At 68.0% G+C, this 18,926-nt stretch carries 9 protein-coding genes; 6 read left to right on the top strand and 3 right to left on the bottom strand.

Going from position 1 to position 18,926, the window contains the following annotated elements; genetic code table 11:
- Positions 1–7: 7 nt before the first annotated feature.
- From QT386_RS18270 to modA, 3 genes are read right to left on the bottom strand one after another with little or no spacing between them, the layout of a single operon-like run.
- A complete protein-coding gene (locus QT386_RS18270) occupies positions 8–640 on the bottom strand; it encodes an ATP-binding cassette domain-containing protein (RefSeq protein WP_289275178.1) in 633 nt (210 codons plus the stop codon).
- A complete protein-coding gene (modB, locus tag QT386_RS18275) occupies positions 627–1,331 on the bottom strand; it encodes a molybdate ABC transporter permease subunit (RefSeq protein WP_289275179.1) in 705 nt (234 codons plus the stop codon). The genes QT386_RS18270 and modB overlap by 14 nt, the downstream gene beginning before the upstream one ends.
- Entirely contained in the window at positions 1,332–2,102 is a 771-nt protein-coding gene (gene modA, locus QT386_RS18280; RefSeq protein WP_289275180.1) for a molybdate ABC transporter substrate-binding protein, read from the bottom strand.
- A 90-nt stretch (positions 2,103–2,192) separates the two neighbouring features.
- On the opposite strand from modA, the gene QT386_RS18285 reads away from it, so the two are divergent.
- The 6 genes from QT386_RS18285 (at position 2,193) to bamE (ending at position 18,861) form a co-directional block, all read left to right on the top strand.
- The gene (locus QT386_RS18285; protein WP_289275181.1) at positions 2,193–3,488 is read left to right on the top strand and encodes an OprO/OprP family phosphate-selective porin; all 1,296 of its coding nucleotides are present in this window, start codon (positions 2,193–2,195) and stop codon (positions 3,486–3,488) included.
- A 249-nt stretch (positions 3,489–3,737) separates the two neighbouring features.
- Positions 3,738–4,673, top strand: coding sequence for a hypothetical protein (locus tag QT386_RS18290; RefSeq protein ID WP_289275182.1), 936 nt, complete (start codon positions 3,738–3,740; stop codon positions 4,671–4,673).
- Between the two features lie 19 nt (positions 4,674–4,692).
- Positions 4,693–5,706 (top strand): GNAT family N-acetyltransferase, encoded by a 1,014-nt coding sequence (locus QT386_RS18295; RefSeq protein WP_289275183.1) that lies wholly within the window; start codon positions 4,693–4,695, stop codon positions 5,704–5,706.
- The gene (locus QT386_RS18300) at positions 5,703–6,896 is read left to right on the top strand and encodes a nucleotide disphospho-sugar-binding domain-containing protein (RefSeq protein WP_289275184.1); all 1,194 of its coding nucleotides are present in this window, start codon (positions 5,703–5,705) and stop codon (positions 6,894–6,896) included. Before QT386_RS18295 ends, QT386_RS18300 begins: the two co-directional genes overlap by 4 nt.
- Before the next feature lie 191 nt (positions 6,897–7,087).
- On the top strand, positions 7,088–17,914 hold the full coding sequence (locus QT386_RS18305) for an ESPR-type extended signal peptide-containing protein (RefSeq protein WP_289275185.1): 10,827 nt from the start codon (positions 7,088–7,090) through the stop codon (positions 17,912–17,914).
- A 50-nt stretch (positions 17,915–17,964) separates the two neighbouring features.
- A complete protein-coding gene (bamE, locus tag QT386_RS18310; RefSeq protein WP_289275186.1) occupies positions 17,965–18,861 on the top strand; it encodes an outer membrane protein assembly factor BamE in 897 nt (298 codons plus the stop codon).
- The last annotated feature ends 65 nt before the right edge of the window (positions 18,862–18,926 follow it).

Below are 18,926 nucleotides of genomic sequence, written 5' to 3' on the forward strand. Positions count from 1 at the left end.
GCCCGTTTCAGGCGCTGAGTTTCCCGCCTTCCATCCGCATGACCTGATCTGCGAGGTACTCCACCTCGGCGGTGGCGTGCGTTACGTAAAGCATCGGCAAGCGCGTCTCCTCCTTCATCCGTCGCAGGAAGGGCAGGATCTGCTGCTTGAGGCGCTCGTCCAGGGAAGACAGCGGCTCGTCCAGCAGCAGCAGGCGCGGCGAGTAGAGCAGGGCGCGGCCCAGCGCCACGCGCTGGCGCTCGCCGCCGGAGAGCTGAGACGGGCGGCGCGCCTCCAGCGGACCGATCTCCAGCAGGTCCAGCACCGGCTGCAGTTCAAAGCGGCGTTGCGCCGGCTCCAGGCGCCGGTAGCCGTAGAGCAGGTTGTCGCGCACATTCATGTGCGGAAACAGTTGGCCGTCCTGGAAGACGAGGCCGAAGTGGCGCTGCCAGGGCGGCACGAAGCGGCCAGCATCGCAAAGCGTCTCGCCGTCGAATCGGATCGCTCCCGCCCGCGGCTTCAGCAGCCCCGCCAGCAGGGCCAGCAGCGTGCTCTTGCCGCTGCCTGAGGGGCCGCAGATGCCGGTCACGCCGGTGCCGAAGTCCGCCTGCGCCTGCAGGCGGAACGTCCCACGCTGGAACTCGAGATCAATGCTCAGCATGCGGCCGGTAACCCAGCAGGCGCTCGGCGCGCCGGTTGATCAGGTGAGCGGCCACCAGCGCCGCCGTGGCCAGCGCCACCGACAGGATCGCCAGGCGCTCTGCCGCAGCCTCACCACCCGGCACGTGCGTATAGCCGTAGATGGCCAGTGGCACCGTGCGCGTCTCGCCGGGGATACTACCGACGAAGGCCATGGTCGCTCCGAATTCGCCCAGGCTGCGGCTGAAGCAGAGCACCAGGCCGGCGATGATGCCGGGCAGGGCGAGCGGCAGGGTCACGCTCAGGAATACCCGCCAAGGGCGCGCGCCCAGCGTGGTGGCGGCCTGTTCCAGGCGCCGGTCGATCATCGCGAAGGCCAGGCGCACCGGTTGCACCATCAGCGGGAAGGCCATCACTGCCGAGGCCAGCACCGCGCCCTTCCAGGTGAAGGCAACGGTGATGCCGAAGCTTTCGTTGAGCCAGCGCCCGATCAGGCCCTGGTTACCCAGCAGCAGCAGCAGGACATAGCCGGGGACCACCGGCGGCAACACCATCGGCAATTGCACCAGCACTTCCACCGCCAGCTTGCCGCGCGAGTCGCGCCGCGCCAACCACCAGCCGGTGGCGATGCCCAGCGGCAGGCACAGCAAGGTGGCCCAGGACGCGATCTTCGCGGAGAGCCACAGCGCGGTCAGTTCGTCAGGGGAAAACACTCAGGGCTTGGGAGATTCGAGCAGCGTGAAGCCGTACTTGCGGAAGATCGCCGCAGCCTCCGGCGAGGTGCGCACATACTGCAGGAATTCGCCGCCCGCGGCACGTCCACCCTTGACCTGGGCCACAGGGTAGACCACAGGCTTGTGGCTGCTCGCAGGGAAGCTGGCAATCACCTCCACCTTGCTGCTGATGGCTGCGTCGGTGGCGTAGACGATCCCCAGGGGGCATTCGCCTCGCTCGACGAAGGACAAGGCCGTGCGCACGTCGTCGGTGCCCACGATGCGGCCGGAAAGCCTGTCCCACCAGCCCAGGGACTGCAATGCCTCCTTGGCATAGATGCCCGCCGGCACCACGCCCGGCTCGCCGGTGCAGAGCTTGCCCTTGAAGGCCCCGGCCAGGTCGAAGCCGCGCTCCATCCGGGCGTCCACGGCACGGCCCTTGGGAGCGACCAGCACCAGCGTGTTACCCAGCAAGGAACTGCGGGTGCCGGGTGTCAGTACCTGGCGCTGCTCCAGGTAGTCCATCCAGTTCAGGTCGGCTGACATGAAGACATCGGCCGGCGCGCCGGCTTCCACCTGCTTGGCCAGTGCCGAAGAGGCTCCGAACACCAGCACGGGTGCCGGCTGACCGGTCTTCTCCCATGCGGCACCGATGTCGGTGACGGCGTTGGTGAGGCTGGCCGCGGCATACACGCGGGCAGGCTCCGCGGCGCCAGCGGCAAGGCAGGAGATCAACAGCAGCAGCGACAGCACTCTGGTCTGGAGGCGCATGGCCGGTACCGGGGACTTGCGAAGGAATCGATATATAGCGTTCTATATAACGATATCCGCTGTCAATCAGGATGCACAGGGAGATTTACGATGAGCCGTCGTTTTCCGGCCGGTCTGGCCATGCTGTGTGCTTTCCCCATGCTGGCCCTCGCCCCCGCGGCACTGGCTGCGGACGATCTCCTCGAAACGCTTGCCCGCAAGGGCGTGATCACCATGGAGGAGTACGAGAAACTCAAGGCTTCGCGCAAGAGCACGCCCACCGTGAACACCGACGACGGGTTCCGCGTGCTGTCCGGCGACGGCAGCGCCAGCATCCAGGTCGGCACGCTGCAGCAACTGGACTTCGCGGTCTACCAGGACCGGACCGGCTACGACCTGCCGGACAGCAGCGAGATGCGCCGCTCGCGCATCTCCGTGGGTGGGAGCTTCATCAAGGACTGGAGCTATCGCGCCGAGTACGAATTCGCCGGCACCACCGGCGTCACGGACGCCCTCGTGGCCTACAACGGCTACAAGCCTGTGGTCGTCACTGTCGGTAACTTCAAGGTGCCTTTCGGCATGGACGCCCTGGCGGCGGACAAGAGCGTCGCCTTCATGGAGCGCGCCATGTCCTGGGGCTTCGTGCCCTCGCGCGCGCCGGGTCTCATGGTCAGCACCTCGGGCACCAACTGGACGGCAGCCCTGGGCGCCTTCGGCGAGCCGGTGGCCACCGCCCAGGCGGGTGACGAGAGTTTCAGCAGCGTTGGCCGCGTCACCTGGGCGCCGCTGTTGGGAGATAACCGGGTGCTGCACCTGGGTCTGGCGGCACAGGTCCGCAACCCTACACAAGACACGCCCGCCTCCATCGCCTTCAGGCCCGAGTCCAACCCGGTACCCGCCGCCCAGCGCCTCGTCAACACCGGCAACATCGCGGATGCCGACCTGATCACCGTGGAAGGTCTGGAACTGGCCTGGCAGCAGGGCGCGTTTTCGGCACAGGCGGAGTACACGTTCCTGCAACTGGATCGCAAGACCGGATCTTCGCTGGGCTTCTCCGGTGGCTATGCCCAGTTGGCGTGGGCCCTGACCGGGGAAGGGCGGCGCTATAAGGCGGACCGTGGCGTGTTCGAAGGTATACGGCCGGCGAACAATTTCGGCAAGGACGCTGGCTGGGGTGCCTTTGAAGTGGCCGCGCGCTACAGCACCGCCGATCTTGAAGACAAGGACATCCGGGGCGGTACCGAGGACAACGCCGCTCTGGCCCTGAACTGGTACCTGACGCCCTTTACACGCATCAGCTTCAACGCCATAAAGGTGCTGGATGTGGATGGCCGAACGGGCGCCAATGCCGCGCTCAACGGCAAGGAGTCCACGATCTTCCAGATGCGCCTGCAGCTGGCGATCTGATCACTCATCTTCGGTACCGTGACACCCACGCCCGGGCCTTAGGCCCGGGCGTTTCCTTTATTGCGGCAGGGTCAGGCATCGCGGACGGCCCATGGCCGCCGCCATACGTACCTGCAAGGCCAGGGGCCAGGCCTGTGCCTACGACCAAAGTCGTAGTCCTTATCTCGGATAGCGCGCGGGGCGGCGGCGGCGGAACATGGCCGTTACGCCATCAATCGGGGACGCCCGCGAGCGTCCCAGGAGCCGCCCATGATCTGGTATCTGGTCACCGCACCCCACGCCTACACGGTGAGCGAGCACCTGCGCAGCGACTGGGGTGCCTCGCTGCGCAAGCACATGGTAGTCATGCCCTACGAGCTGCTGACGCGCATGCCGGTGATGCCGCAGGGCAGCTACATCTTCTCCGACCTGGAACGGCTCGACGCGATGCCGCGCAAGGTCCTCGGCAAGGTCTGGAGCCGGCTGCAGGCCAATGGCTGCCGCATGCTCAACCACCCGGAGCGCAGCCTGCGGCGGCTGGAACTGCTCGACGCCCTGCACCAGGATGGCAGCAACCGCTTCCGCGCCTTCCGCGCCGATACCCCAGGCGAGCCCTGGCGCTACCCGGTCTTCCTGCGGCAGGAGAAGGAGCACAGCGGTGCGAGCAGCCCGCTGCTGCATGACCTGCAGTCGGTGCGCGAGGCCATGCTCCAACTGGTGCTGGCCGGACATGCCCTGGCCGACCTGCTGGTGGTGGAGATGTGCGACACCTCCGACCCGGACGGCATCTACCGCAAGTACTCCGCCTTCCGCATCGGCGATCACATTGTCCCGCGGCATGTGCTGTTCAGCCGCAAGTGGATGCTGAAGGACATGGACCTGCTGGAGCCGACGCATCGCGCGGAGACCCGCGACTACTGCCAGGACAACCCCCACGAAGCCGAGCTGCGCCGCGTGTTCACCCGCGCGCAGATCGACTACGGCCGCATCGACTACGCCGTGGACCGCGACGGGCGCATCCAGGTCTGGGAGATCAACACCAACCCGCAGATCATGCGTGCCCCGCAGGCCTACCCGGAGGGAATCCGCCATTTTCACCAGGCCTTCGCCGAGCGCTACCTCGCGGCTATGCAGTCCATCGACAGCGCCGGGGACGAATCGACCGACGCCGGCTGGCCGGGCCTCGCCAACACGCTGGTTGCCTGAGGCAGAGATGAAGGCGCCCGTGACGGACGCACTGCAGTTCCGGCTGGCCTCACCGCAGGACGCCGAGGCTATCACCGCCTGCGTGCGGGCCGTCCGGGGGGATCACTACCCGAACCGGCTGCTCTACGCGCCGGAAGAACTCGCGCAGGTGATCGCCGGCAATCGGCTCGTCTTTGCATTGGCGCTGCTGCCATCCACCGGCGAGGTCGCCGGCCTGGCGGCGCTGGAGCCTTCGCCCTACGGACGCACCGGCGAGCTCGGCGTGATGATGGTGCGGCCTTCGCAGCGCCGCCAGCACGTCGCCGACGACCTGCGCCTGCTGCTGGTCGCCTGGGCGCGCGAGAACGGCCGGCGTGGCCTCTGGGGAGAAGTCCTGGCCCCGCTTCGCCAGTCGCCGGACACCGCCTGCGCTTCGCAGCAACTCACCGAGCGCGCGCAGCTCGTGCCCTGCGGCATCGCGCTGGGACTGTGGCCGGGCCCAGCCGGCGAGCGGGACAGCTTTGTCCGCTATGCGCGGCCGCTGCCGCCCGACGCCATGCCGACCGCCTGCCGGCTGGCCGCGCGGCACCGTGCGCTGGCCTCGGAGATCCTCGAGCGGCTGTGCTGCCCCGTCAGTTTCGAGGACGAAAGCTCGGCCAGCGGAACCGGCATCCTGGACATGAAGCACGAGGCGGGTCTTTGCTCCTGGAGCCTAGCCGTGCCGCGCATCGGCAGGGACAGCGCCGCGGAACTGCTGGTCGCCATCTGGCGCATCCAGGCCGATCCCGGAGTGGCCTGCGCGCAACTGGAGCTGCCGCTGGCGCAGCCGGGCGCCAGCACCCTCTGCGAACTGGCCGAGGCCAGGGGCTTCTTCTTCTCGACGATCACCGCCGAGCCCTTCAGCGACGGACCCGGCCTGCGGCTACAGTGGCTGGCGCAAGCCATCGACCCCGGCGAACTGGTGCTGATCAATCCGCTGGCGCGGCGCATCGCCGAGCACCAGTCCCGCGAGCAGGCACGCGTGCGATCCACCAGCATCCTGGTCGCCGCATGAGCCAACCCGCCGCGCCGATCCTGCTGGCCACCGAGCTGGGGAATGGCCAGGGGCACCTCGCGCCCATCGGGGCGATCATCACCCACCTCGCCAGCCGCGGGCAGCCGCGCGTGCTGGCCACGCACCAGCCCGAGACGGCCGAGGTGTTGGGTCTGCACCGCTACGCGCCCATCCTGCCGGTGCCGGTCGGCACCGCCGGTGTCCAGTCCGTGCCCATCCAGGCCAGCTACGCCAGCCTGTTGCACAACTGTGGCTGGCATGGGGCGGCGGCCCTGGCGGGTCGCCTGCGCGCCTGGTGTTCCCTGATGCAGCTCAGCGGCGCCCGGGCTGTCCTGGTCGACCACGCGCCGACCGCCCTGCTCGCCGCACGCGTGCTGGGGCTGCCAGCCGCCGCCATGGGCACGGGGTTCTGCCTGCCGCCGCTGCAAAGCCCGTTTCCGGCCTATCCCGTGGTGCCCGCACGCGAGCAGCGCCTGCGCGACAATGAATCCCGGGTCCTCATGGTGGTCAATGGCGCCTTGGCCGCGCTGGGCGCGGAACCCCTGCCGGCGCTGCAATCCCTCTTCGACGGTGTGGAACTGGGCCTCAAGACCTACCCTGAGCTGGATCACTACGGGATCGAGCGCGGGGCCCGCTACCTTGGGCTCCAGGACTTTTCCTCCGGACTGGCAGCGAACTGGGGCGAAACCCGCGAGCCGCGCCTGTTTGCCTACCTGCGCGCCGGTGAAGGCCTGGAGGCGCTGCTGGCCGCACTCCAGGCCAGCCGCGCGCAGGTGCTCGTGCGGCTGGCGGACGTACCGTTCGAAAAGGTCGCCCGCTACCAGCGCCCGGGCATGCGTATCACGGACAGCAACATCTGGCTGCGGCAGGCCGTGGAAACCTGCGATGCCTTCGTCAGTTCCGGCTCCCACGGCGCGGTGGCCGAGGCACTGCTCGCCGGCAAGCCTTGCCTGATCCAGTATTCCCATACGGAGCAGCGCCTGATGGCCGAGCGCGTCACGGCCCTGGGCGTCGGCCTGGGCCTGGCGTCGAACCAGCAGGAGTCCTACGGCCCCGCGGTGCGGCAACTGCTGGACGATCCTTCGCTGCATCAGGCAGCCCAGCAGTTCGCCGCGCGCTACGCCGGCCAGGACCGGCAGGCCATCCTGCCGCGCTGGGTGGATGGCTGGCTGGAGAAGCTCGCCGCCTGAGCGCCCCAAGCCACCAACGGTCATTGCCGCCGCCCTCCCGGGGCTGCGCGGCGCCTGCGCCTCGCATTTCGGCGGAGCCGGGGCCGTCCCATCCGTGCCTCCGACTAAAGTACTAGGACTACTCGCGGATACCGCCAAAGTCGCCGGCCGCCGATCCTTGCATCAAATCACGAATGCCAGGGGCGCGCGCAATGAACCATATCCACAAGATCATCTGGAGCCGCGCGCTGAACTGCCTCGTGGTGGCTTCAGAGCTGGCTCGCAACCATGGCGGCGGCGGCAGCAGCGGCATGGTTGGCGCGACACCCGTGGAAAGGCCCGGCGTGGTCCGCCTTGGCGCCTGGGCCTTGGCGCTGCAACTGGCACTGCCGCTGATGGGCTATGCGCCGCCGGCAAAGTCGGCCACCTGCGACCTTTCCGTTGGCGGTTCCGGCAGCAGCACGGGTGCCGGCGCGAACTCGCTGGGCTGTGGCTTCTTCAACGCGGCAGGCGGCGCCGGCAGCGTTGCCGTCGGCAACAGCAACACTGCCAGTACTACCGATGCCAGCGCGCTCGGCCGCGGCAACTCGGCGACCGGCGCCGCCAGCAGCGCAGTCGGCTATGGCAACACGGCCTCCGGCGTGTTCAGCAGCGCTTTCGGTGCCAGCAGTCAGGCCACCGCAGAGCGCAGTTCCAGTTTTGGTGTCAGCAACATTGCTTCGGGCTTCGCGAGCCTGGCCGTGGGTCGGAACAACCGCGCATCCATGGAGAGCAGCCTTGCCATCGGTGATGACAACGCCGCGAGCGGCATGTTCAGTGCGGCGCTGGGCTACGACAATGTCGCCGCGGGGCTCCGCAGCCTGTCGGTCGGCAGCCGTGCCACTGCTACCGCTGACTACTCGGTGGCGATCGGCAATGCCGCCACGGCTGCCTCAGGCGCCCGCGTCGGCACCGGCGCCACCTACGGCATCGCGATCGGCACCAATGCCTCCGTCGCCAACAATGCCGTTCAAGCCGTCGCGCTGGGTGCGGACGCCAGTGCCACGGCCGCCGGCAGCGTGGCGATAGGCCAGGGCTCGGTCGCCACTGCGGCAAACACGGTTTCGGTGGGCTCTGGCACCATCAAGCGCCGCGTCGTCAACGTGGCGCCCGGCACGGCGGCCACGGATGCGGTGAACAAGGCCCAACTCGATGCGGCCATTGCCGCGGTGGACGACTGCGTCGCCGGCACGGGTGCAGGCTCGCTGGCCTGCGGCCCCTCCAATACCGCCTCGGGCGTGAACAGCCAGGCGGTTGGTAGTGGCAACCAAGCTACGGCGAGTGGCGCCAGTGCCCTCGGCCGCAGCAATGTAGCCTCCGGTCAGTTCAGCACCGCGGTGGGTGCGGGCAGCACTGCCAGCGGCTTGCGTGGCACGGCGGTGGGCGCGGCCAGCGTAGCAGCTGCCGAGTATTCGCTGGCCATCGGCAACTCCGATACCACGGCCACCGGTGCCCGTGTGGTCGCAGGTGCCACCAACGGCATCGCGATCGGGCGCAACGCGGCGGTGGCCGCGACCGGGGTCAACGCGATGGCGGTCGGTTCCAACAGCGCTGCCAGCGGCCTGCGCGGCACCGCGATCGGCAACTTCAGCAACGCCGCCGCGGAGAATTCGATGGCGCTCGGCAATGCGTCTGCGGCTGGCGCCGGCGCCAGAGTCGCCGCCGGCGCCAGCAACGGCATCGCCATCGGCAACAACGCGGCGGTCGCAGCGACCGGCGTCAACGCGATGGCGATCGGCTCCGCCAGCGCCGCCAGCGGCCTGCGCAGCACGGCGATCGGCGTGTACAGCAACGCCGCCGCACAGGACTCTGTGGCCATCGGCAATGCGTCTGCCGCAGGCTCGGGCGCGCGGGTCGCCGCCGGCGCCACCAGCAGCGTTGCGATCGGCACCAATGCGAGCGTCGGCGCGGACGCGACTACCGCCCTGGCAGTCGGTGCAAGTTCTTCGGCGATTGCTGTCGATGGAACCGCCGTGGGGCGCAGTAACTTGGCTTCCGGCACCAGAAGCAGTGCGGTGGGCGCAAACAACACTACCATCGGACAGAACAGCAGCGCGTTCGGTTTTGGCAACCGCACAGAAGGTGTAGCTGCCGCCGCCTTCGGCACCAACAACACCGCCGGAGGCCTCAGAAGCGTCGCCATGGGTTACGCCACTTCCGCCACAAACACTGATAGCGTGGCGATGGGTGCCTATTCCCAGGCCTATGGCGGCCGTTCGCTGGCGATCGGCATGTCTTCGGGCCAGGCGTATGGCGGCGGATTCGGCGCAATCAGTGGGGGGGTGGGAAGTATCGCGATCGGTAGCCTGTCGGGCGCGGTCGGTGATAGCGCGATCAGCTTCGGCAATGTGGCGATGGCCTTTGCCGACGGCGGCATTGCGATCGGCAACCAGAGCTTCGCGGGGTCCTACACCTTTGACGAGGAAACGGAAGAGTTCATCTACTCGGGCGTCAACGCCCTGGCTTTCGGTACGCAGAACGGCGCCTACGGCGACTCCAGCATCGCGATCGGCCTGCTCAACCAGGCCTATGGCGAGTCGAGCCTTGCCTTGGGCCTGGGCAACCTGGCCAACCTGGATGAGGCCATTGCCATCGGCTTGAACAACGAGGCGGCGGAAGAGGATGCCGTCGCGATCGGCAGCGGCAACTATGCCGCAGGCAACGACAGCAGTGCGATCGGTGTGCGCAACCAGGCTACCGGCGAAGACAGCAGCGCCATCGGCTTCGACAACGAAGCCAGCGGCATCGACAGCAGCGCCTTGGGTCATCAGAACGTGGCAAGCGGTACCGCCAGCAGCGCCTTCGGCTACCAGGGCCTGGCAGTAGGCAACTACAGCGTGGCGGTTGGTGCCAACGCCAACGCGAACGCCGATCATTCCATCGTCATCGGCTCGGCGCTGGATGCGGAGGCCGGCACCACGGTCGCCGCCGGCGCCACCAACGGCATCGCCATCGGTCGCAATGCGACGGTGGCGGCAGCCGGAGTCAATGGGATCGCCATGGGTTCCGCCGCCACCGCGAGCGGCGCGCGCAGCACGGCGATCGGCACCAACAGCAGCGCCGCAGCACAGAACTCGGTCGCCATCGGCAACGCGGCCGCCGCAGCCAACGGCGCGCGTGTCGGCACCGGCGCCACCAATAGCGTCGCTATCGGCCCCGATGCGGCCGTGGCGAATAATGCCACCAATGCCATCGCCCTGGGCTACGCCACCCGGGCTTCCGCGAGCACCAGCACCGCTGTTGGCAGCGAAGCTGTGGCCTCGGGCTCCCAGAGCGTGGCCGTTGGCTATTCCAACATCGCCTCGGCACTCGTCAGCAGCGCCCTGGGCAGCGACAACACCGCTTCGGCCGCCGGCGCCAGCGCACTCGGCGCGCGCAACGTCGCCAGCGGTGTGAATGCTTCGGCCATGGGCTTCACCAGCACCGCATCGGGCGTCAACAGCTCGGCGGTAGGCGCCTACAGCCAGGCGGCTGCCGACTACTCGTTGGCCATCGGCAACTCCGTCGATGCGGCCACCGGCGCCCGTATCGCCGCCGGCGCCACCAACGGCATTGCGCTCGGCCGTGACGCCAATGTCGCTGCAGCCGGCGTCAGCAGCATGGCGCTGGGCGTCTCGGCTTCCGCGACGGCAGCCAACAGTGTCGCGCTTGGCCAGGGCTCCGTCGCCAATGCCGCCAACACGGTCTCCGTCGGTAGCAGCACGGCGCAGCGCCGCATCGTCAACGTCGCCGCCGCCACCGCGGGCACGGACGCAGTTAATCTCACACAGATGAACGCCGCCATCGCGGCAGCGGACGACTGCGGTCCGGGCACCGGCGCCGGCTCCATTACCTGCGGGCCCGCCAACGTGGCCTCGGGCACCAACAGCACGGCCATGGGCAGCAACAACCAGGCGACGGAGACGGGCGCCAGTGCCTTTGGCCGCAGCAACGCGGCCTCCGGCCAGTTCAGCACGGCGGTGGGCGCCGGCAACACGGCCAGCGGCCTGCGCGGCACGGCGATGGGCATGTCGAGCACGGCTGCGGCGCAGGATTCAGTCGCCATCGGCGGGGCGGCTACGACGGCGACAGGAGCTCGCGTTACCGCGGGCGCGACCAACGGTATTGCTATCGGCAACAACGCGGCGGTAGCTGCGACTGGCGTCAACGCGATGGCGATCGGTTCCGCAAGCGCCGCCAGCGGTATCCGCAGCACTGCCATCGGTACCTATAGCAATGCCGCCGGCTCGGATTCGGTAGCCATAGGCAACTCCGACAGCGCAGCCGCCGGAGCACGTGTCGGCGCTGGAGCCGCCAACAGCGTGGCCATCGGCCGCAATGCCTCCGTCGCGGCCAATGCCATCAATGCCGTCAGCCTAGGCTCCAACGCCACCGCCTCGGCCGCCTCGGCCACGGCCCTGGGCGTCAACTCCAACGCCGCAGCTACTGGCAGCACCGCGGTCGGTGCCGGCAGCGCCGCATCGGCCAGCGACAGCACCGCGGTCGGCTCCGGCAACCTGGCGTCGGGCATGGGCAGTTCCGCCATGGGCCGAGGCAACAGCGCTACGAATCTGTTCAGCAGCGCCTTCGGTGCCTTCAACATTGTCTCGGGCAGGGAAAGTGCCGCCTTCGGACTCTTCAACGAGACTGCGGGCGGCAATAGTTCCGCTTTCGGCAAGTACAACAGCGCCGAAGGGGAATGGAGCACGGCGATCGGTAGCTACAGCAGGGCCCAGGGCATCAGTTCGCTGGCGATCGGTACGAGCGAGCTCACCGCCGATGGCTATGGCGGGCTGACCGTCAATGGAATTGCTGCCACCGCCGAAGGCGATGGCAGCATCGCGATCGGCAGCGGGGTCAGCGCCATCGGCGACTTCTCCACGGCGTTCGGCCAGGGCTCGGTCGCGGAGGGCGACGAATCCATCGCTATCGGCACGCGGAACACCGCCGAGGGCAATTCCGCCATCGCCCTCGGTACGGACAACCAGGCTGGGGATGATGACGACGTCGCGATCGGCCTCGGAAACAACGCGTCCGGCGGCGAGAGCAGTGCCTTCGGCCGCGACAACACCGCGAGTGGCTCCAACAGCAGCGCCTTCGGCAACGAGAACGACGCGACGGGGCTGGCCAGCAGTGCTTTCGGTTACGAGAACAACGCGAGCGGCGATCGCAGCTCTGCGATGGGATACGACAACGTCGCCAGCGGGCTGAACTCCTCCGCGATGGGCTTCAGCAGCAGGGCCTCGGGTGCCTATGGCACCGCCGTGGGTGCGCACAGCGAGGCGGCCGCGGATTACTCGTTGGCCATGGGTAATTCCGACGACGAAGACAGCGGTGCACGCGTGGCTGCCGGCGCCATCAGCGGCATCGCCATCGGCCGCAATGCGGCGGTAGCGGCAGCCGGGACCGATGCGATTGCCCTCGGCACCAATGCCTCGACGACGGCGGCGGGCAGCGTCGCGCTGGGCCTGAATTCGGTGGCCGACGTGGGCAATACGGTCTCGGTGGGTTCTTCCACCAATCAGCGACGCATCGTCAATGTCGGCGCCGGCTCTCTTTCCGCAGGCAGCACCGACGCGGTCAATGGCAGCCAGCTGCGCGGGCTGAGCCTGACGCTGAGCAGCGCGCTCGGTGGTGGCGCGGCGGTGAATGCGGATGGCAGCTTTGTGGCACCGACCTACAACGTGGCCGGCAACAGCTACAGCAATGTCAATGGCGCGATCGAAGCGCTGGAAGCCATCGTCGGCACGGGCAGTGCGCTGGGTGTTTCGTACGACGATACCAGCCGCGACACCATCACCTTGCAGGGTGACAGCGGCAGCACCCGCATCACCAGCCTGGCGGCCGGTACTCTCGCAGCGGGCAGCACGGATGCGGTCAATGCCGGTCAGCTGTTCGACACCAATCAGGACGTGGCGCAGAACGCCAGTGATATTGCCGCGCTGGACGGTCGCGTGGATGCCACGGAGACCGACATCGGCACGATGCAGACGGACGTCGGCAGTCTGCAGACGATGGTAGGTACGCACACCACGCAGATTGGCGCGCTGGATACCCGCATGACCGCGACCGAGGGTGACATCACCGCCCTGGGCGGCCGCGTGGATGCCACGGAGACCGACATCAGCACGCTACAGACGGACGTCGGCAGCTTGCAGACGACGGTCGGCACGCACACCACGCAGATCGGTGCGCTCGACACTCGCGTCACGACGGCCGAGGGTGGCATCACCACGCTCGGTGAACGCGTGAACGCTGTCGAGACCGATATCGGCACGCTGCAGACGAACCTGGGCAGCCTGCAGGGCACGGTGGGCACGCACACCACGCAGATCGGCGCGCTGGATACCCGAGTGACCACGACCGAGGGCGGGATCTCTGTGCTGGGCGGCCGCGTGGATACGGCAGAGGCGGGTATCAGCTCGCTGCAGACCACCGTTGCCCAGAACACCACCGGGATCGGCGGGCTGACGAAGGCCCTCGGAGGCGGTGCCTCGGTGAACCCGGATGGCAGCATCAACGCTCCCATCTATAACGTCGCCGGCAATGACTACGACACCGTAGGTGCCGCGGTGGAAGCACTGGAGGCCCTGGCCGGTACCGGCAGTGTGCTGGGCGTGTCATACGATGACAGCAGCCGCGATACCATCACCCTGCAAGGCGACAGCGGCACGACCCGCATCACCAACCTGACGGACGGCACGCTGGCGGCGGGCAGCACGGATGCGATCAATGCCGGGCAGCTCTTCGACACCAACCAGGACGTGGCGCAGAACGCCAGCGACATTGCTGCCCTGGACGGCCGCGTGGATACCGCGGAAGCCGACATCGACACCTTGCAGACGGACGTCGGCGGTCTGCAGACCACGGTGGGCACGCACACCACGCAGATCGGCGCGCTGGATACGCGCGTCACCGCGACTGAAGGTGACATCACCACGCTGGGTGGCCGCATGGATGCCACGGAGGCCGACATCGGCACGCTGCAGACAGACGTCGGCGGCCTGCAGACCACAGTGGCAACGCAAACCACGCAGATCGGCGCCCTCGACACCCGCGTGACCGCGACCGAAGGTGACATCGGCATCCTGGGTGGCCGCGCGGATGCCGCGGAGACCGCTATCGGCACGCTGCAGACGGACGTCGGCGGCTTGCAGACCACGGTGGGTACGCACACTACCCAAATCGGCGAGCTGGATACCCGAGTGTCCGCGACCGAGGGTGACATCACCACGCTGAGTGGCCGCGTGGATGCCGCGGAGACCGACATCGGCACGCTGCAGACGGACGTCGGCGGCCTGCAGACCACAGTGGCAACGCAAACCACGCAGATCGGCGCGCTCGACACCCGCGTGACCGCGACCGAAGGTGACATCACCACGCTGAGTGGCCGCGTGGATGCCGCGGAGACCGACATCGGCACGCTGCAGACGGACGTCGGCGGCTTGCAGACCACGGTGGGTACGCACACCACCCAAATCGGCGAGCTGGATACCCGCGTGTCCGCGACCGAGGGTGACATCACCACCCTGGGCGGTCGTGTCGATGCCACGGAGGCCGACATCGGCACGTTGCAGACGGGTGTCGGCGGTCTGCAGACCACGGTGGGCACGCACACCACGCAGATCGGCGCGCTGGATACCCGCGTGACCGCGGCCGAAGGCGGGATCACCACGCTTGGGAATCGTGTCACCACGGTCGAGGGTGATGTGACCACCTTGGGTGGCCGCGTGACCACGACGGAGAGCAACGTCAGTGCCCTGCAGACCACGGTAGGGCAGCACACGGCCGGTATCGGCGGCCTGGCCCAGGCCCTGGGTGGCGGTGCGTCGGTGAACCCGGACGGCAGCATTGCCGCTCCCACCTACAACGTGGGCGGCGCCAACTATGACAATGTCGGGGCGGTGGTGGAGGCCCTTGAAAGCCTGGCGGGTGCCGGCGGTGTGCTGGGCGTGTCCTACGATGACGCCAGCCGCAACAGCATCAGCCTGCAGGGTGCCAGCGGCGAAACCCGCATCACCAACCTGACGGCCGGCACACTGGCCGTGGGCAGCACGGACGCGGTCAATGCCGGGCAGCTCTTCGACACCAACCAGAACGTGTCCCAGAACAGCAGCGATATCGCAAGTCTGGATGGCCGTATCGATGCCACCGAGACGGATATCGGCACGCTGCAGATGGACATCGGCGGCCTGCAGACCACGGTGGGAGCGCACACCACGCAGATCGGTGCACTCGACACCCGCGTGGCCGCCACCGAGGATGACCTGACCGTCCTGAATGGCCGCGTCGGTACGGCGGAGACCGACATCGCCACGCTGCAGATGGACGTCGGCGGCCTGCAGACCACTGTGGGTATGCATACCACGCAGATCGGCGCGCTCGACACCCGCGTGACCGCCACCGAGGATGACCTGACCGCCCTGGATGGCCGTGTCGGTACGGCGGAGACCGACATCGGCATCCTGCAGACGGACATTGGTGGCCTGCAGACCACGGTGGGTGCACATACCACGCAGATCGGCGCGCTCGACACCCGCGTGGCCGCGACCGAGGATGACCTGACTGCCCTGGATGGCCGCGTCAGCTCCACGGAAGGCACGCTCACCCAGCACAGCACCGACATTGCCGGTCTCGGCACGCGTCTGGACACAGCCGAGACCGACATCGCTGGCCTGCAGACCGACGTCACTTCGCTCGGTGATCGCGTCACCGCCACGGAAACCGACATCGGCGACCTGGAGGGGCGCGTCGATACGGCGGAGGACACCCTCAGCCAGCACACGACTGATATTGCCGGTCTTGACACGCGGCTGGGCTCGGCAGAGTCCAGCATCGTCAACCTGGACGGCCGCGTCACCGCCAACACCAGCAGCGCGGCAGGCCTGGCGCAAGCCCTTGGGGGCGGCGCCGCGGTCAATGCAGATGGCAGCATCCGGGCGCCGAGCTACAGCATCGGCGGTAACGCCTACAGCAATGTCGGCGATGCCTTCGGGGCGCTCGAGGGGCTGGCTGCCATCGGCAATCCGCTGGCGGTTGCTTATGACGATGCCAACCGCAACACGCTGACCCTGCAGGGCGCCAGCGGTGCTACCCGCATCACCCGCGTCGCGGCCGGTAACTTGGCCGCCGACAGTAGCGATGCGGTCAACGGCGCGCAGCTCCATGCCACCAACCAGAATGTTGCGCAGAACACCGCTCGCATCGCGGCACTGGATGGCCGCATGGGCGCGGTCGAGTCTGGCGTTGCCCAGAATACGGCGGATATCGTCGCCCTGGGTGATCGTGTCAGCACCAACGAGTCCGCCATCGATGGCCTGAGCACACGCGCCGACGCGGCGGATGCCGGTATCGCCGCCAACGCTGCGGCCATCGCCGGGGTCGACGGCCGTGTGGGTGCCGCGGAGGCGGATATCGCCACGGTGAACGGGCGGGTGGACGCGGTGGAGCAGCAGATCGGCGATCTGGATACGCGCCTGGGCGCCAACGAGGTCGCTACGGCCCAGAACACCGCGGATATCCAATCGCTGCAAGCGGCCACCACGCAGAACAGCGCGGATATTTCCGCACTTGAATCCGCCACTGCCCAGAATACGGCGGACATTGAAGCCAACACGGCAGCGATCGGTGTGCTGGATTCGCGTGTGGATGCCGCGGAAGCGGATATCGCGCAGAACACCGCGGACATCAGCTCGCTCGACATTCGCGTGGGCTCGGTGGAAGCGGATGTCGCGGCAATATCCGGCGATGTGAGCGAGATGGGCGATCGTCTCGACACCGTCGAGAGCAACGTCATCGAGGTGGATAACCGCGTGACCGTGGTTCAGAACGCTGCCAACGCGGCGCAGACGACGGCCAGCACCGCGCTGGCTCGCGCCGACGAGGCTTTGGCGTTCTGTGGGCCCGGCGGCGGTTCTGATTCCGCCAACTGCGGCGTACGTAACGACGCCAGCGCCGACGGCGCTACTGCGATGGGCGTGGACAACGCGGCTAGCGGTGCGGGCAGTGCGGCGGTGGGTTCCGGCAATACGGCCAGCGGTGCCAACTCCAGTGCTATCGGCGTGAATGCCACGGCCGCTGCGGACAACGCCGTCGCCATCGGTGCCGGTGAAGACGCGGCCAGTTCGGCCAGCGTCGGCAGCAATGCCAACAATGCCGTGGCGATCGGCAGCGGAGCCCAGGTGGCGGACAATGCCGCCCACGCCGTCGCCATCGGCAGCGGTGCCCAGGCCCAGGCCGCGGGCGCCATCGCCATGGGTCAGAACGCCAGGGCCGTGCAGTCCAACTCGGTGGCCATCGGTGCCGGTGCCGTGGCGCAGTCCTCGGTGGCGCTGGGTACCGGCGCGCAAGCGACGGGTACCAACACCACGGCTGTTGGCGACAACGCCCGCGCCACGGGGATCTTTGCTGCGGCTCTGGGCAACAACGCCTTGGCCAGTGCGGACAATAGCGTGGCGCTGGGCAACGGTTCGGTGGCGGACCAGGCCAACACGGTCTCGGTGGGATCTTCCACCCAGCAACGGCGCATTACCAACGTGGCGGCCGGAACGGCGGACACGGATGCGGCCAACGTGGGCCAGCTCAACCAGCTCGGTGCCAGTGCGGTGCGTTACGACTTCAACGGCGACGGCAGCATCAACTACAACTCGGTGACCTTCGGCAATCCCAACGGCAATGGCGGCCCGGCGACGCTGCGCAACATCGCCGCAGGCGTGGCGCCGACCGATGCCGTCAACGTCCAGCAGCTCACCGACCTGCGCGTGGACTTCGGACAGACCGTGGACGAGATGCGCGACGAGGCCAACGCCGGCATCGCCGCGGCCATCGCCATGGAAGCGGCACCGTTCATTCCGGGGCACATCACCTATGCGCTGGGCAGCGGCTACTACGTCAACCAAGGCGCTGTCGGCGTGACCTTCCGCGGAACGGCGGAGAACGGCCGCTGGAGCGTTACCACGGGTGTCTCCACCTCGGAGCACGGCACGGCGGTGCGTTTCGGCGTCAGTGGTGTGCTGTGGTAACGGCACCCGGCTTTTCCAGAACCACAGGAAACACCAAGGGCGATATCCAGATGAGCCTCGAGAACGACAACAGCAGTGGGAAGGCGCACCAGCGGTGCCGCAAGACGGGCGGCCTGTTGGCCGCCCTGGTGACGGCGATGGCACTGGCCGGTTGCAGCACGCCGCGCCTGGCGCCGGATGCTCACGGCGTTTCGTTCCCACCGCGCGAGGCGTCGTATCGCAGCGATGGCATCGTGGTCGCAGCGGATACGGTGCGCCTTCTGCAGCCCGGCGTGAGCAAGGACCAGGTGCGCCAGCTCGTCGGCAATCCCCACTTCAGCGAAGGGCTTTTCGAGGTCCGGGAGTGGAACTACATCCTCAAGCTTCCGTCCGGCGAAGGCGCTCTGCTGGAGTGCCAGCTCCAGCTCCGCTTCGACGAGCGCAGCCACCTGCGGAGCCGGCACTGGCAGACCGAGGCCTGCTCGGCGGCGGAGGGTGGGACGATGCTGGCGGGAGGCAAGCCGTCCACGGTGTCCGCCGACGGCGGAGCCGCAGGCGAGGCGGCGGAGGGCGATGCCAGGGGAGATCGCTGGACCGAAGACGATCTGGTTTTCCCGTTTGGTCGTTCCAGCCTGGACGATCTGCGCGCGGCTGACCGGGCGCGGCTGAAGGCTCTGGTGACCCGGGTGGTGCGCCAGCTGGATTCAGTGGATCGCGTCGTCGTGATCGGCCACGCCGACCGCGTCGGCTCGGATTCACGCAAACAATCGCGTGCGCTGGACCGAGCTCATGCGGTGGCGGAGGCCTTCACGGCCAAAGGCGTTGCGCCCGGGATCATCGAAGTGATGGGGCGCAGCGACACGGAACCGCTGTCAGCCTGTCCCTCGCAGCCGCCGCTTGCGGAACTGTTGGCCTGCCTGACCGCGGACCGCCGCGTGTCGGTGATCGTACATATGAAGAAAGGATGAAAGAGCCATGGGAGATATGCACATGTTCTGGCTTGGGATGACCGTGGGCCTGCTAATGGGCACGA

Source organism: Solimonas sp. SE-A11, assembly GCF_030345715.1.
In the GTDB taxonomy this organism is placed as follows: Bacteria; Pseudomonadota; Gammaproteobacteria; order Nevskiales; family Nevskiaceae; genus Solimonas_A.

What these genes read in the sequence shown, in the direction of transcription:
- QT386_RS18300 (WP_289275184.1), top strand. Translation starts at nt 5,703, where the DNA reads ATGAGCCAACCCGCCGCGCCGATCCTGCTGGCCACCGAGCTGGGGAAT.
- QT386_RS18270 (WP_289275178.1), bottom strand. Translation starts at nt 640, where the DNA reads ATGCTGAGCATTGATCTCGAGTTCCAGCGTGGGACGTTCCGCCTGCAG.
- QT386_RS18290 (WP_289275182.1), top strand. Translation starts at nt 3,738, where the DNA reads ATGATCTGGTATCTGGTCACCGCACCCCACGCCTACACGGTGAGCGAG.
- bamE (WP_289275186.1), top strand. Translation starts at nt 17,965, where the DNA reads ATGAGCCTCGAGAACGACAACAGCAGTGGGAAGGCGCACCAGCGGTGC.
- QT386_RS18305 (WP_289275185.1), top strand. Translation starts at nt 7,088, where the DNA reads ATGAACCATATCCACAAGATCATCTGGAGCCGCGCGCTGAACTGCCTC.
- modA (WP_289275180.1), bottom strand. Translation starts at nt 2,102, where the DNA reads ATGCGCCTCCAGACCAGAGTGCTGTCGCTGCTGCTGTTGATCTCCTGC.
- QT386_RS18285 (WP_289275181.1), top strand. Translation starts at nt 2,193, where the DNA reads ATGAGCCGTCGTTTTCCGGCCGGTCTGGCCATGCTGTGTGCTTTCCCC.